Here is a 13,728-nt window from a genome sequence, read left to right on the forward strand (position 1 = left end):
CTGTTCCGTACTCGATTCGTCGAATCTGTATGCATCCGTCATGGCTTTTTTGTTTTAAAATTACGGATTAATCGAATTCGATCGTCAACTGGGACGATGTTTTTTTTCGTTTTCCCGATAAAATTCCGGTTTCGAATTCATGATCCGATGTGCCCTTGTAGCGGGAATAAGGAAAGCCTTCCGGTGCCGCCGTTTCGACTCCCTGGCGGTGGGCGGCGATTGTCCTGCCGATTGCCCTGCCCAGCCCGACGGGAACCGCATTGCCGATTTGCTTGTATTTGTCCAGCAAACTGCCTTCGATCACCCAATCGTCGGGAAATTCCTGAATCCTTTTGTATTCTTGTATGGACAGGGGCCTGTTTTCCGTCGGGTGCGCCAATTCCGTTGCGGGCATGGCGGGATGGGTGACTACCGTGGGGGACGGCGAATCCCAGTCCAGCCTTCGGTAAAAGCCCGTTTTCCCACCGCCCAGATGGTAGGAGTTTCCCATGGCTTCCGGCTGGAGTTCTTTGGGCAGATTCCGCCAGTTTTCCCCCGGTTTCAGCATCTTTATGTATTTCAGCCGCTTCTCGGAAAAGTCGATGTGGTCGCATCGGGCCGGATCCAATCCGGCTACTGCATCCCTGAAAGTCCTCCACCTTTCAAGCCCGAATACCTCTTCGTTCGAATGGGTGGGACGGAGGTACGGAACCGGGTTCGGGGATTTGGTGCATGTTATGACGACCCTCTCCCTGATTTGCGGGGAGCCGAAATTGGCCGAATTGTAAAGGTTGAAAGTTACGTTGTAACCTGCGGCTTCCAGCTTCTTTTTGATATAAAAGAGTGTCGACCCCGGTGTCTTTGCCCAATTGATGTCGTAGCTGCGGGTAATTTCATCGTCGATGTCTATCGAAAGTGCGGACGAAAACAACCCTCTTACGTTTTCTATTACGGCGTACTGCGGTTGTATCTCCCGGATGACTTCTATGTATTTCAGAAAGACATTGCCCCGCTCGTCCTGGAAGCCGAGCCTTTTCCCGGCCGTGCTGAATGCCTGGCAGGGCGGCCCGCCGACGATGATGTCGACCTGCCCGTTTTCTTTGAGGTTGGCATATTCCAGGATCTCCCCGGCCGTGTAGTCCCTTATATCTCCGATCAGGCCGATGCCGGGTTCGTTGGCGACGATCGTCCGGCGGCATGCGTTATCCGTTTCGCAGGCCAGTAATATGTTGATGCCCTCCTGCTCCAGTCCGATGTCCAGCCCCATCGCCCCGGAGAAAAAGGAGAGGCAATTCAGCGCGTCCTGTTTTGGCGCTTTCTTGGATTTCCGATCCGGAACGTCATTTTTTTTCATCCGCAGATCCTTCCTGTCGAAAGATTCCAATGTATCGTCGTTTATAATCCAGGAGTCCCCTATTTTCTGGCCGGCGAGGCGGCCTTCCCTTAAAAGTTTCCTCACATATTGGGCGGAGCATCCCAAGGTCTCCGCCGTTTCAATCACACTCAGCAACATTGTATGGTTATTTCGTTTGCGAAACACTGCAAATATACCCTTTTTCCCGCAAACGGCCAAAAAAAGTCCCTCGGGCCCGAAGTTTTTATCCCGATACGTTCGACCCGTGCCGGACGGGGAGTCGCAGGATCCGTAAGACGGACAGGTTATTTCACTGTTACTGGTTTCCTGCGTTTGTCCCGGGGACGCAAGGGACATAACGGGGGCTTATTGACCGTGTCCTTGCCGGGGTATTTGTTCGGAAGTCATTGTTCCGCATCGTTTGACGCAGGAGGGAAAATACGTTTCCTATGGGGAGTTTTATGGAGAGACAATGGGAGCCAGGCCCCTGGAAAGGCGCTTTTGCCTCTTTCCCGCCGCAGGTAAACAAAAAATCAGCAACTTCATTTCTGTAAGTTGCTGATTCCCTGAGCGGAAAACGAGACTCGAACTCGCGACCCCAACCTTGGCAAGGTTGTGCTCTACCAACTGAGCTATTTCCGCATGGCATGTTTCTCAATTGCGAGTGCAAAGGTATATAAAAAATCCGAATCTCCAAATTTTTCAGGGCTATTCTGCGGAATTTTTGTCCTGAAGCCGGGCTCCGCCCCCTTTATCTGAACACCCTGATGCGTTCGTCCAGCGGTTTGAACGTCTTTTCGCCCGGTTCGCCTGCGGGTGTCCCGAACGGCATTTGCGCGACGAGTTTCCACTCCCCGGGCAGGCTCCAGTGTTTGCGCACCTCATCGTCGATGAGCGGGTTGTAATGTTGGAGCGATGCCCCCAACCCTGCGTCTTCCAGCATCGTCCAGACTGCCAGCTGGTGCATGGCCGATGTCTGCTCCGACCATACCGGGAAATTCCCCGCATAGGCCGGAAACTGCTGTTGCAGGCCGCGGACGACATCCGTGTCTTCGAAGAAAAGTACGGTGCCGTACCCGGCTGCGAAGCTGTGCTCGATTTTCTCCTCGGTGCGTGCGAATGCCCCTTCGGGGACGATTGCCCGCAGGGTGCGCTTTACGATTTTCCATAATTCGTCGTGATGCTCGTGAAGCAGCAATACGGCACGTGTCGATTGCGAATTGAAGGCCGAGGGTACGTGTTTTATGGCAAAACGCACGATTTCCTCGATCCGTGCGTCGTCGATGGGCGATTCCGGAGCTAAGGCGTAGTAGCTGCGGCGGTGGCGGAGTGCCTCTCTGAATGTTCTTTCCATAGTCTTTACCGGTTTAAGATCCGTCTATGCAAATATAGCACAACTTCGGATAAAATGTGCATATTCCGCTGCGAAACGCTATCTTTGCACCATGAAAAATGCCATCGGACTCTTTTCCCGGCTTGGGTGCCGCCTGCGCGGTTTCGGCGACGACGCCCGCACGCGGGAGATAATAGGGCGTGCTTGCCGGGAAAACGGCTGGTTTACGCCCGCAGACATTTGCCGCGCCGTTGTAGCCGTCGCAGACGGGATGCTCCGGCGCGATGCGCTGGCGGAGTGGCTGGCGCCCTACCCCGTTCCTGTCGCCGAACCCCGGCGCGTGCTGGTCGTCATGGCCGGGAATATCCCGCTGGTCGGATTTTTCGATATGCTGTGCGTGCTCGCCGCAGGGCACAGGTGCCTCGTAAAACCATCGGCCAAAGATACCGTCCTGATGGAATATGTCATCGGGTTGCTGCGCGGAATCGACCCGCAGGTTCCGGTGGAATTTTACGACGGCAGCACATCGCCCGATGCCGTGATCGCTACGGGCAGCGACAATGCCAACCGCTATTTCCGGGCGCAGTATGCGGGCATTCCCGCCCTGCTGCGCGGTAACCGCCAGTCGGTCGCCGTACTCGGCGGCCGGGAAACCCCCGCGCAGCTCACTGCATTGGCCGACGACATCTGGGCTTATTCCGGACTGGGCTGCCGCAGCGTGTCGCTGCTTTTCCTGCCCGAGGGCTATGACCTGCAGCTGCGGATGCCGGAGGTGAACGTGAAATACAGGAACTCTTACCGCCAGCAGAAAGCCCTCCTGACGATGGGCGGACAGCCGTTCCGCGACCTGGGAGCTGCCGTGGCCGTCGAAGAGCGGGCCTTTCCCGCGGCGTTGAGCCGGATCAATTATTCGTTTTACAAATCACCCGCCGAGGTCGGGGCCTGGCTCGCAGCACACGATGCCGGACTGCAATGCGTCGTTTCGGAGTGCATTGCCTGCCGCCGCCGCGTGGATTTCGGCCATGCACAGTCCCCTGGGCTGACGGATTACCCCGACAACAGGGATGTCATCGAATTCCTTACGACATCTTGTTTGTAAATTAGGTCATGCTGGGTGCTTTTTATTGATAAATAATATTATATTTGGCTGTGTTTATAATAAATAATATTATATTTGAGGCTGAATATAAAACAAATGGTTTATCATGAAAAAGTTCGCCTTATTAGTCGTTTCGTTATTTGTCGCCGGCTCTGCATCGTATGCCCGCAAACCGGCCCCCGTAATCCCCGACTTCATACATGCCGCCTATTCGGTGGAGAGCCTCCTGAGCGAGGCGGAACTCACGAACCCGGGGTACGATGCCTTCCAGTTCATCTACCTGATGGCTACGCCCGAGTGGGCCGGGCTGGATTTCGACCGGCCGCAGGATGCCGTCGACGCCTATGCCACGCAGTTCGACTACCTGAAGCAGGGAGGCAAGATGGCGCTCGTGCCCTCCATGATCGAAAAGGCGCATGCCGCCGGGGCCAGGATACTGTTGTGCTTCGGCGGGCAGCAGGAGTTCCTTCCCCTGCTGGAGAATCCGGATCGGATCCCCAGGTTTGTCGGGTATATGGTGCGCCTGGTCGAAAAGAACGGTTACGACGGCATCGACATGGACTGGGAGATCACGCTGGACAAGGAGTTGCATGCCCGCATGATGGCCCTGCTGCGCGAACGGTTCGACGAACTCTCGGAACGCACCGGGCGTTATTACTACCTGACCACGGCCCTCAGCATCGACCACGAGTACGACCCGGCGCTGGCCGACAGGCTGGCCGGGGCGGTCGACTGGATAAATATCATGTCCTATGACATGTGCGACGGCGTATGGGGCAGCACCCCTTCGCACAACACCTCGATGGAGCGTATGCGGTCGAAGCTGGAACACTGGAAAGTCTTCGACAAGCGGAAGCTCTGCCTCGGGCTGGCCAACTACGGGTTCTATTACAAAGGGTTGAAGCCCGGGCAGAAAGCCGACGGGTCGCTGCGTGACTACGGTTCGTATATCACCTACAAGGAGTTCCTGCCCCGGCTCGCAAACGGCTGGACGGAGGAGTTCGACCCGGCAGCCGAGGTGTCCTACTATTTCTCGCCGGACAGAACGGAATTCGTGACCATCGACAACCCCTCTTCGATACGCAGCAAGATCGAATGGATCAAGGCCGGCGGCTACCTGGGGGCTTTCTGGTGGGAATTCCACCACGACTACGTAGCTCCCGGGGCGGAGAACCCGCAGGGCAGCCACTACCTGATCGACATTGTTACCCGGTACCTCGGTCGGAAGTGACGCAGCCTGTGGTTTTGCATTTTCCCTTTTTGTACTATCTTTGTAGTAGGAAATGCAAAAATTACAAGCTATGTCAATGGTTTTCCGATTCCGGATGCTGAGCGATGAGAACGACAACTTCGTGCGCGATTACGAAGTGCCGTACGACATGACGTTGCTCGATTTCCATAATTTCATCCTCCGTTCGCTCGAATACGAGGAGTGCATGGCGTCGTTCTTCACGGCGGACGAGCGCTGGGAAAAACTGCGCGAGTTCACCCTCATGGATATGGACGACGGTTCGGAAGGGGCTCCTGCGGCGATGGAGAGCGTGACCTTGGGGCAGATCATCCACAACAACCGCGACCGGCTGATCTACCTTTTCGACATGTTCGGTGACCGGGCCTACTTCCTCGAACTGACCGGGACGTACGAAATGCCCAAAGACGGCTCCTATCCGCGCGAGATATACGCCCAGGCGGATGCCCCCGACCAGTACGACCCGTCGAAGACGGCCACCGCGGGCGAAGGCTCGATTTTCGACGAGGTGATGGGGGAATTCAACGATTTCGAGGGCGACGACAATTATGACGACGAGTACTAAGCGGCTCGTCGTCATTGTCGGCCCGACCGGTTCGGGCAAGACGGATCTGAGCATCCGCATCGCCCTGCACTACGGTGCACCCATCCTTTCCACCGACTCCCGCCAGATGTACCGCGGCTTGCCGATCGGTACGGCTCAGCCTACGGCAGACCAATTGCAAGCCGTCGAACACCATTTTATAGCATCGCACGACCTCGCGGATAACCTGAGTTGCGGCGAGTACGAAACGCAGGCCCTCGCCTGCCTCGAAAGACTGTTCGCCGGGCATGACTGCGTCGTTGCCGTCGGGGGCTCGGGGCTTTATGTCAAGGCGTTGTGCGAAGGCATGGACGACCTGCCGCAGGCCGATGAAAACCTGCGCCGCGAATTGGCGGCGCGACTCCGCACGGAGGGGCTCGAAGCCCTCGCCGGGCAGTTGCGGACGCTCGATCCGGATTATTATGCGGTGGTCGACCGCAGCAACCCGGCGCGCGTCGTTCGGGCACTGGAGGTCTGCCTGCAAACCGGACTGCCCTACTCCCGCCTGCGGACTGGGCGGCGTCGCAAGCGCGATTTCGACATCGTGAAGGTCGGCATTGACATGCCGCGCGAGGAGTTGTACGGACGCATCGACCGCCGTGTCGGGCAGATGCTTGCCGACGGCCTCGAAGCCGAGGCGCGTGCGGTGTATCCCTACCGCGGTCTGAATGCCCTGCAGACGGTCGGCTACCGGGAGTTCTTCGACTATTTCGACGGACGCATCTCCTATGACCGGGCCGTGGAACTTATCAAGCGCAATTCGCGCCGATATGCCAAACGGCAGCTTACCTGGTTCCGCCGCGACCCGGAAATCCGCTGGTTCGGCCCCGGCCAGACGGGGACGATTATAAATTATATAGATTTTGGCGAATCGTAAAATTTTCGTACTTTTGCCGACGCCTTTCGCCGAAAGGCAGTGGCTCGGATGGTGGAATAGGTAGACACGCCGGACTTAAAATCCTGTGACCAGCAATGGTCGTGCGGGTTCGATTCCCGCTCCGAGTACAGGGCCGTCTTTTGCGACGGCCCTTTTTTCGTGCCCTGCGGGATCCGGTCAATGCCCGAACCTCGACGTGTCGACCGTCTTGTGCCGCTTCTCCTTGTATGTGCCGAAACGGTAGGAGAAATGCACCGTCACCGAACGGGTGTACGTGCCGGAATCCATGTCGAGGTACTGTCCCTTGTAACGGACTTTGGCGAACGGGAGCGAACTTTCGAAAATGTCGTTGCAGCGCACCGAGAGGCTCGCCCGGCTCTTGTCGAACGTCCACTTGACACCCGCGTTGACGCTCCACGAAGGGGCGACGTCGTAAGTCCCCTGGATGGCCGCGCTCTGATAGTAGCCCGAGAGGTCGAGCGTCAGGTCGGGTTTGCGGCTCAGACGGATCGTGTTGTCCATGCGCACCACCCCCAGCCATTTGGAGCGGTCGAACGCCAGGTCGTGAAAGGCGTCGCAGCGCTGGGTCATCCGCATCCCGGTCAGCGTCAGCCGGGAATCGAGCCATTTGCCCGGGCGCAGCGGTACGATGACGTTGGCGCCCCACTGGCGGTTGGTGTTCCAGTTGAGCGTCTGGTAGACCAATGCCAGGCGATCAGGGGCCTGCCATGCGGTTTGGTCGAAGTAGTCGGGCATCTCGTTCCAGAACAGCATGAAGATATACTTCTGCTTATACATGTACATTGCCTGGCCGTTGTAGCTTTTCGACGGCCGCAGTCCGGGCGTGCCCCGGATCTCCGAATAGCCGTCGATGTAGGAGGTCGACTGCTGCATCTCCCAGTACGAGGGATAGGTCTTGTCCGACGAGAGTGAAATCTGTACGAGATGTTTCTCTGCGGGTGTCAGGAGCAGGGTCGCCTGCGGGTAGAGCGACCAGTTGTCGTAGTCCCCCGCGCGGTAGTATTCCCCGGCCAGCGACAGCGAGAAACTCCCCTTGGCGAACTCTTTGCTCACCCCGGCGTAGAGGTTGCCCGTGTATTCGTCGAGGTGCGAATCGGTATCGACGGTGGCGATGTCGCCCTCGCAGAGCGTGTATCGCTGGTAGTCGTGGTCGCCCGCCCAGCTGAAGATGCCCCCGTAGGTCATGCCCCAGCCATTGCCCAGGTCGTGCGACTGGTCGGCGCTGACATTTACCCGGTCGACGGACTGCCCCGAAACCACGTCGAACGCTGTCCGGCTGCCGTCGGCGTACCTGTTCCGCATGGCGGCCAGCTGCCACGAGCTGTAATGCGTGTAGTCCGCCGAGAGGTCGAGCCCGGAGGCCGACGTGTAGCGCAGCGCAGCGTTGTGCATCGTGTTGTCGCCCCCGGGCGAGCTGACCGAGTTGACCAGGTTGCCGTCGGCACGTACGAGGCCGCTCGTATGCGGGGTGTATGCGCCCGTATAGGCAATGCTCAGGCGTCCTTTGCCCTGCGGGGCGTATTCTGCGGCGGCCCTCAGCCGGTGCCATGTCCCTTTGCTGGTGATATTCTGCCTCTGGGCGATTTCATGCTCCCCGTCCGCGAGCGTATGCCGCGAGTAGAGGTCGATGATCCGTTTGGTCTTGGCCTGCCCGGCCGAATAGGTTACCTCGGCCGACCACTCGGGCGAGGAGAAGGCGAAGTTGCCCCCGGCATCCCAGTTGCTGTAAAACCGGTTGGTATAGTTGGCGTGTACCTCCCCCGAAAACGAGTAGTCGTGGCTGCGCCGCAGGACGAGGTTGATCGCCGCGCCGCGCACATGGTACTGCGGCGGCGTGCTGTACATCACTTCGGCCTTCTCGATCCGTTCGACGGGTGTCGAGCGCAGCAGCGACGCCAACTGCTCGGCGCTCATCGTCGAGGGCTTCCCGTTCAGGATCACCGTGACACCCCCGGCGCCGGCAAGCGTCAGCCCGCCGTCCTGTTCGCTGACGCCCGGCAGCTGGGTGAGGGCTTCGTAGGCATTGTTCACCGCCTTGCCTTTCGATACGGCTTCCAGGTCATAGGCCAGCCGCCCCTCTTCGACCCGCACGATGGGTTTTTCGCCCTCTACGACCACAGCGTCGAGCGCATTCGTATATTCATGCAGGACGACCTCGCCGGCTTCGTCGTGCTCCGACGTAAGCGTTTGCATCTCATAGGCGAGGTGCTGGAACAGCAGCCGGTAGGGGCGTACCTCCGATGCGATGGCGAAACGCCCGTCGGCATCCGATGCCGCGGCCGCGAGGTAGGTCGAGTCGGTGTCGAGCATCACTACCGCGACCCCGACCACGGGTTGCCGCTCCTGGTCGACCACCCTCCCCCGCACAATTTGCCCGCAGGTCTGTTTCACGGAAAAAAGCGCCAGGGCGCATACGAGTAAAAGAAATGTCCGTCTCATAACTTTGCTTGGTTTTTTCATTTGGTTTCCCTGCAAAGTTAAGCCCCGATGCGGCTTGCCGGTACGGAATAATTCTTGCTTGTTTGTGTGTAAAATGTTGATTTACAGAGGGTGCGATCCCGCGGATTCTTGCCGGCGCGCCGGGCGCCCTTGCTATGCGAAAAAACGGGTGAAAAACTCCCTGTCCGCAGCCCCCGATTCGGCGATCCGGCGTTTGAGTTTCGATTTGAGCGTGTAGACCCCGTTCAGCGTCATGTCGAGCATCACGCTGATCTCCTGCGCCGAGAACCCGGCGACGACCAGCGCTGCGAAATCGTAGTTGCGCGGCGTCCACCCCGGCAGTTGGCGGCGCAGGCGCGTGACCGCCCGGTCGTTGTAGAGGTCTGCCATGCGGACGATGTCCGCGAGCATCGCCGGGCTCAGTGCCAGCTCCTTCACCTTCCTCGCCAGCCGTTCCCCTTCGCCATAGGTGTAGTAGGTTGCGGCGATGTCGCGCAGCAGGGCGAACCGCCCCTCGAGCGAAGCCTTGACGGCGGCCTCGCGCTCGTTCGAGGCATCGAGCCGCGAGGTGAGGCTGTCGTGCGATTCCCGGTAGGATTCCAGCAGCGTGAGGTATTCGCTCAGCTGCGCGTCCCGGTGCCGGAGTTTGCGCCGGTAGCCCACCATCGCCCCTGTAACGGCCGCGGCCAGCAACAGGCATGCCAGCGTGGCGATCCAGATTCGGTAACGCAGCCCCGCCTCGCGGAGCGCCGTTTCGTTGGCCGTGCGGTATCTCTTTTCCAGCTCGGCCACCGATACCCCCTGCCGTGCCTTGTCGAGCGAATCGCGCTTGCCGATGTACTGCATGGCACAGGCATAGGCTTTGCCGTCCTCCCCGCGGCGGTGGTGTATGGCCGAGGCGATCGTGTAGAGCCCTATGTTGTTCTGGTTGAAGCGTTTGATGTGCGCCAGCGAGCGGTCTATGTAGTATTGTGCCGAATCGGGCTGCTCCGCCCGGTAAAAAATGATGGCCGAAGCGATGTCGTAAAGCGTGCGGTCATCGTCGTCGGCCGATGCGGGGCCGTGCGTCAGCGGGGCTATCCATAGTTCGTGCATGTCGATGCGCGCCCGCTCCTCGAGCAACTGCCCGGTGCTCCAGTCTTCGGCGAAGGTGTGGTATATCAGGTTTTGCAGGGTGATCTGCTGGGCGAAGAAACGGAATGCCATCGTGTCGCGTGCCCCGACCAGCGGGGAGAGTGTTTCGATGGCCGCGGCATAGCGGCCGTTGGCATACTGTGCCGACGAGAGCATGTAGCGGCTGTATCCCTCCAGTTCCGCACTGCCGGTCTCCTGCGCCGCGGCGACGGCTTTCGAGAATGCCTCTTCGGCCTCGGTGTCGTATCCCTGTTCGAGGTACAGCAGCCCCAGCGTGTGGTACAGTGCCATGAGCAGTTTTGTGGTTCCCGCCTTGTCGCGGTTGCGTTCGGCGTAGAGCATCGCCTGTGTGTAGCCTTTGATCGCCCGTCCCAGGTCGCCGGCATTGTGGTGTACCTTTGCGTCGAAATACCAGGCATAGGCACGCTCGGCCCCGGAGCCGTGGCGCTCGTAATAATCCAGTGCGGGGGCGGTCAGCGAATCCTTGTCAGCCTCGGCACCTGTGCGGGAGTAGGTCTGCGCGAGCAGCAGGCGCCGCCGGGCGTCGGCCGCCGGTGAAATGGCCGAGGGGTCTATCTGCCGGAGAGCCAGCAAGGCGCTGTCGGGATGCTCCTCTATCAGCACCGAAGCCTGGGTCATCAGGTTGTCCGCGGCCTTGTCGCCGCATCCGGCAGCAAGCAGGCCGAAGAGTATGGCGGTTAGGTATCTCATGCCTGCAAAATTAATATAACTTTTATTTCCGCGGGTATTTTGCCGGATAAAATTATCCGCCCCGATCCGTTGCCGGGGCCCTGCGCCGCATGCAGTGCTCCCCTGCATGCCCCGGTCTTGTCCCTTAGCGCTTAGCCCGGATTTTTGTGCGGCCGAAACGGCCGAAATACATCTTTGCCGCACTGCCGCAGGACGGAAAACGGGCTTGCAGCGACTGCAAGCCCGTTCTCTTTTATTTTGCACCTACGGTCAGCGGTAAATCTCGTTCAGCAGGCGTGCCAGCCGGTAGCCGCCCCGGACGAACTGCTGCTCGATGACGGGCGTGTATTTGTCCACGTAATCGTAGGATATTTTCGTCCCTTCGGGGCTGTCCTCGTAGATGCCGACGCAGATCGCATGGGTCTCCTTCAGCCAGTCCTGCGGCTCCCCGGCCTGTACCAGTGCCGCCTCGTCATCCGTCAAGCGGTCGATCTGTTCCTGCCACTCGGTGTAGCTCCACTTGTGCCCGGCTTCGAGGATCGCCGAGTCCCAGGCCGAGTGGAGGTTCGTTCTGCGTCCGAACATCAGCACCGGGCGCTGATTGCCACCGATATCCGACAGGCGCCCCGTGTGCATCGGGCAGTGCATGTCGCCGACCAGGTGGATCAGCATCTTGAGCTTCTCGGTCTCCGCCTCGGGTGCCAGCCCGCCGGCCTTGAGCTCGGCGACGAGCGTCGTGACGGCCGTCAGCACGTCGCCTTTGGGGTTCCGGGGCATCGTTTCGAGGGTTTGGCCCTCGTCGATGTTCAGGTAGTGCCACGTCTTGGTGTAATTGTATTCGGGGGTGTGGCTGGCAATGTCCATCCAGTTGCAGTAGTACACGGGCGAATGGCCGTTGAGCACCTTGTCGATCTTTTGGGCGGCTTCGGGCGTGAGGTGGCACTCTGCGATGTAGGCCGTGACGTCGTGCCCCTTTTGTCCCCATCCGTATACGCTGCCGGCGAACAGCAGGCATGACAGCAGGATAATCAGGTTTTTCATTCTATCAGTGGGTTTTGTGGTTGTTTAATGGTTCATCGTGGCGAGGAACTCCTCGTTGGTGTTGGTCATTCCCATCTGCTTCTGGAGGAACTCCATGGCCTCGACGGGCGTCATGTCCGAAAGGTATTTGCGCAGCACCCACGTGCGGTTCATCACGTCGCGCGGCAGGAGCAGGTCTTCGCGGCGCGTACCCGATGCGATGACGTCGACTGCCGGGTAGACACGTTTGTTGGCGAGCTTGCGGTCGAGCTGGAGCTCCATGTTGCCCGTGCCCTTGAACTCTTCGAAAATCACCTCGTCCATCTTCGAACCGGTGTCGATCAGCGCCGTGGCGATGATCGTCAGCGACCCTTTCTCCTCCGTGTTGCGGGCTGCACCGAAGAAACGCTTGGGTTTGTGGAGCGCGTTGGCATCCACACCGCCCGAGAGCACCTTGCCCGATGCGGGCTGGACGGAGTTGTAGGCACGTGCCAGGCGGGTGATCGAGTCGAGGAAGATCACCACGTCGTGTCCGCATTCGACCATGCGCTTGGCCTTGTCGAGTACCATTTCCGCGACTTTCACATGGCGCGACGCCTGTTCGTCGAAGGTCGATGCCACGACCTCGGCCTTGGAGTTGCGGGCCATCTCAGTCACCTCCTCCGGGCGTTCGTCGATCAGCAGCACGATGATGTATACTTCGGGATGGTTGTCGGCGATGGCGTTGATGATCGACTGCATGAGCACCGTCTTACCCGTCTTGGGCTGTGCTACGATCAGCGCGCGCTGTCCCTTGCCGATGGGCGAAAAGAGGTCGACCACGCGCGTCGACATGTTGTTGTGTCCGTTGCCCGTAAGGCAGAATTTCTCGCTCGGGAAGAGCGGCGTCATGAATTCGAACTGTACGCGGTCGCGGATGAACTCCGGCGCCAGGCCGTTGATCTCGTTCACGCGTACCAGCGGAAAATATTTCTCCCCCTCCTTCGGCGGGCGTATGGCGCCGTTCACCGTGTCGCCGGGCTTCAGCCCGAAGAGTTTGATCTGCGACGGCGAAACGTAAATGTCGTCGGGCGAGTTCAGGTAGTTGTAGTCGGCCGAACGCAGGAACCCGTATCCGTCGGGCATGATCTCCAGCACGCCTTCGCCCTCGATCTCCCCGGCGAAATCGTCCTTGGTGATCACCTCGCCGTCGAAGGATTGCGCATCGGCTGCTGCCTGGGTAGTCTGGGCTGCCTGGGCAGCCGGGGCAGCCGGGGGTGTTGCGGCGGCGGGTTCTGCTGCCTCTTCCTGTGCTTGTGCTTGTGCCTTGGGCTTGCGGCCGCGGCGCTTGGGCTCGGCCTTCTCCTCGCGGGGTGCCTGTACGGTTTCTGCCGCTGCCGCTGGTGCAGGTGCCGGGGCGCTTTCCATCGGGAGCTCCGGCTCGGCAGGGGGGCCGGCGACCGTGACGGGCGGACGCTGTGCTGGTGCGGTGTTTTCGGTCTTCGTATTGGTGATGCGCGGCCGGCGGCCTCGCGGGGCCTGGGGAACGGTTTCGGGAGCGGTTTCCGCCTTTGCGGCGGCAGGTTCGGCTATGGCTGCCGTCTGCTGCATTTCCGTTGCGGGAACCTCCTTTTTCCGGCCTCGTCCTCTTTTCTCTTTATTTTCTGCGGGGGCGCCTTCGGAAGCGGAGAACCCGGCGATTTTCTCGATCAGTTCGCGCTTCTTCAATGTGGTGTCCCCGATACCGATAGCTTTTGCTATTTCACGCAGTTCGACGAGGCTTTTCCCTTCGAGCGCTTTCAAATCCTGCATATATTTCTATTTCAAAGTGATTTTCAGAACCCCGGCGGGCGCCGGGACATTGGAATTTGCTTGCAAAGATAGTGCATTATTTCGAAATTCAAAATAAAAAATTGCAGATCACGCCCTTCCGCCGGGGCTTTCACCATAAATTGGGAGTGCCCGGACGTA

The 13,728-nt window shown here is 59.3% G+C and carries 10 protein-coding genes and 2 tRNA genes; 5 read left to right on the forward strand and 7 right to left on the reverse strand.

Annotated features, from left to right (window positions below; genetic code table 11):
* Positions 1 to 67 precede the first annotated feature (67 nt).
* The 3 genes from DW189_RS02425 to DW189_RS02435 all read right to left on the reverse strand — a co-directional run bounded on the left by DW189_RS02425 (position 68) and on the right by DW189_RS02435 (position 2,687).
* Complete coding sequence (locus DW189_RS02425; protein WP_232045580.1) at positions 68 to 1,333, reverse strand: DNA cytosine methyltransferase; 1,266 nt, start codon at positions 1,331 to 1,333, stop codon at positions 68 to 70.
* Between the two features lie 569 nt (positions 1,334 to 1,902).
* A tRNA-Gly gene (locus tag DW189_RS02430) sits at positions 1,903 to 1,975 on the reverse strand.
* Positions 1,976 to 2,084: 109 nt separating this feature from the next.
* Entirely contained in the window at positions 2,085 to 2,687 is a 603-nt protein-coding gene (locus DW189_RS02435) for a nitroreductase family protein (protein WP_117506747.1), read from the reverse strand.
* Positions 2,688 to 2,778: 91 nt separating this feature from the next.
* Between DW189_RS02435 and DW189_RS02440 the strand changes: the two genes are divergently transcribed.
* The 5 genes from DW189_RS02440 to DW189_RS02460 all read left to right on the forward strand — a co-directional run bounded on the left by DW189_RS02440 (position 2,779) and on the right by DW189_RS02460 (position 6,602).
* Positions 2,779 to 3,765, forward strand: coding sequence for an acyl-CoA reductase (locus DW189_RS02440; protein ID WP_117506748.1), 987 nt, complete (start codon positions 2,779 to 2,781; stop codon positions 3,763 to 3,765).
* A gap of 106 nt (positions 3,766 to 3,871) precedes the next feature.
* Entirely contained in the window at positions 3,872 to 4,996 is a 1,125-nt protein-coding gene (locus tag DW189_RS02445) for a glycoside hydrolase family 18 protein (protein WP_117506749.1), read from the forward strand.
* Positions 4,997 to 5,066: 70 nt separating this feature from the next.
* Complete coding sequence (locus tag DW189_RS02450) at positions 5,067 to 5,579, forward strand: IS1096 element passenger TnpR family protein (RefSeq protein WP_022333655.1); 513 nt, start codon at positions 5,067 to 5,069, stop codon at positions 5,577 to 5,579.
* Positions 5,563 to 6,474, forward strand: a complete 912-nt coding sequence (gene miaA / locus DW189_RS02455; protein WP_055201957.1) for a tRNA (adenosine(37)-N6)-dimethylallyltransferase MiaA — start codon at positions 5,563 to 5,565, stop codon at positions 6,472 to 6,474. Before DW189_RS02450 ends, miaA begins: the two co-directional genes overlap by 17 nt.
* Before the next feature lie 42 nt (positions 6,475 to 6,516).
* Positions 6,517 to 6,602, forward strand: a tRNA-Leu gene (locus DW189_RS02460).
* A gap of 49 nt (positions 6,603 to 6,651) precedes the next feature.
* Here the strand turns inward: DW189_RS02460 and DW189_RS02465 are convergent.
* The 4 genes from DW189_RS02465 to rho form a co-directional block, all read right to left on the reverse strand.
* Entirely contained in the window at positions 6,652 to 8,934 is a 2,283-nt protein-coding gene (locus tag DW189_RS02465) for an outer membrane beta-barrel family protein (protein ID WP_082426508.1), read from the reverse strand.
* A 153-nt stretch (positions 8,935 to 9,087) separates the two neighbouring features.
* Positions 9,088 to 10,779: a hypothetical protein gene (locus DW189_RS02470; protein ID WP_117506750.1), complete on the reverse strand. Its 1,692-nt coding sequence runs from the start codon at positions 10,777 to 10,779 to the stop codon at positions 9,088 to 9,090.
* 249 nt (positions 10,780 to 11,028) lie between these two features.
* Entirely contained in the window at positions 11,029 to 11,799 is a 771-nt protein-coding gene (locus tag DW189_RS02475; protein ID WP_055201953.1) for a S1/P1 nuclease, read from the reverse strand.
* Between the two features lie 24 nt (positions 11,800 to 11,823).
* On the reverse strand, positions 11,824 to 13,569 hold the full coding sequence (gene rho / locus DW189_RS02480; protein ID WP_117506751.1) for a transcription termination factor Rho: 1,746 nt from the start codon (positions 13,567 to 13,569) through the stop codon (positions 11,824 to 11,826).
* Positions 13,570 to 13,728 lie beyond the last annotated feature (159 nt).

This window comes from Alistipes sp. AM16-43, assembly GCF_003435745.1.
Classification (GTDB): domain Bacteria; phylum Bacteroidota; class Bacteroidia; order Bacteroidales; family Rikenellaceae; genus Alistipes; species Alistipes onderdonkii.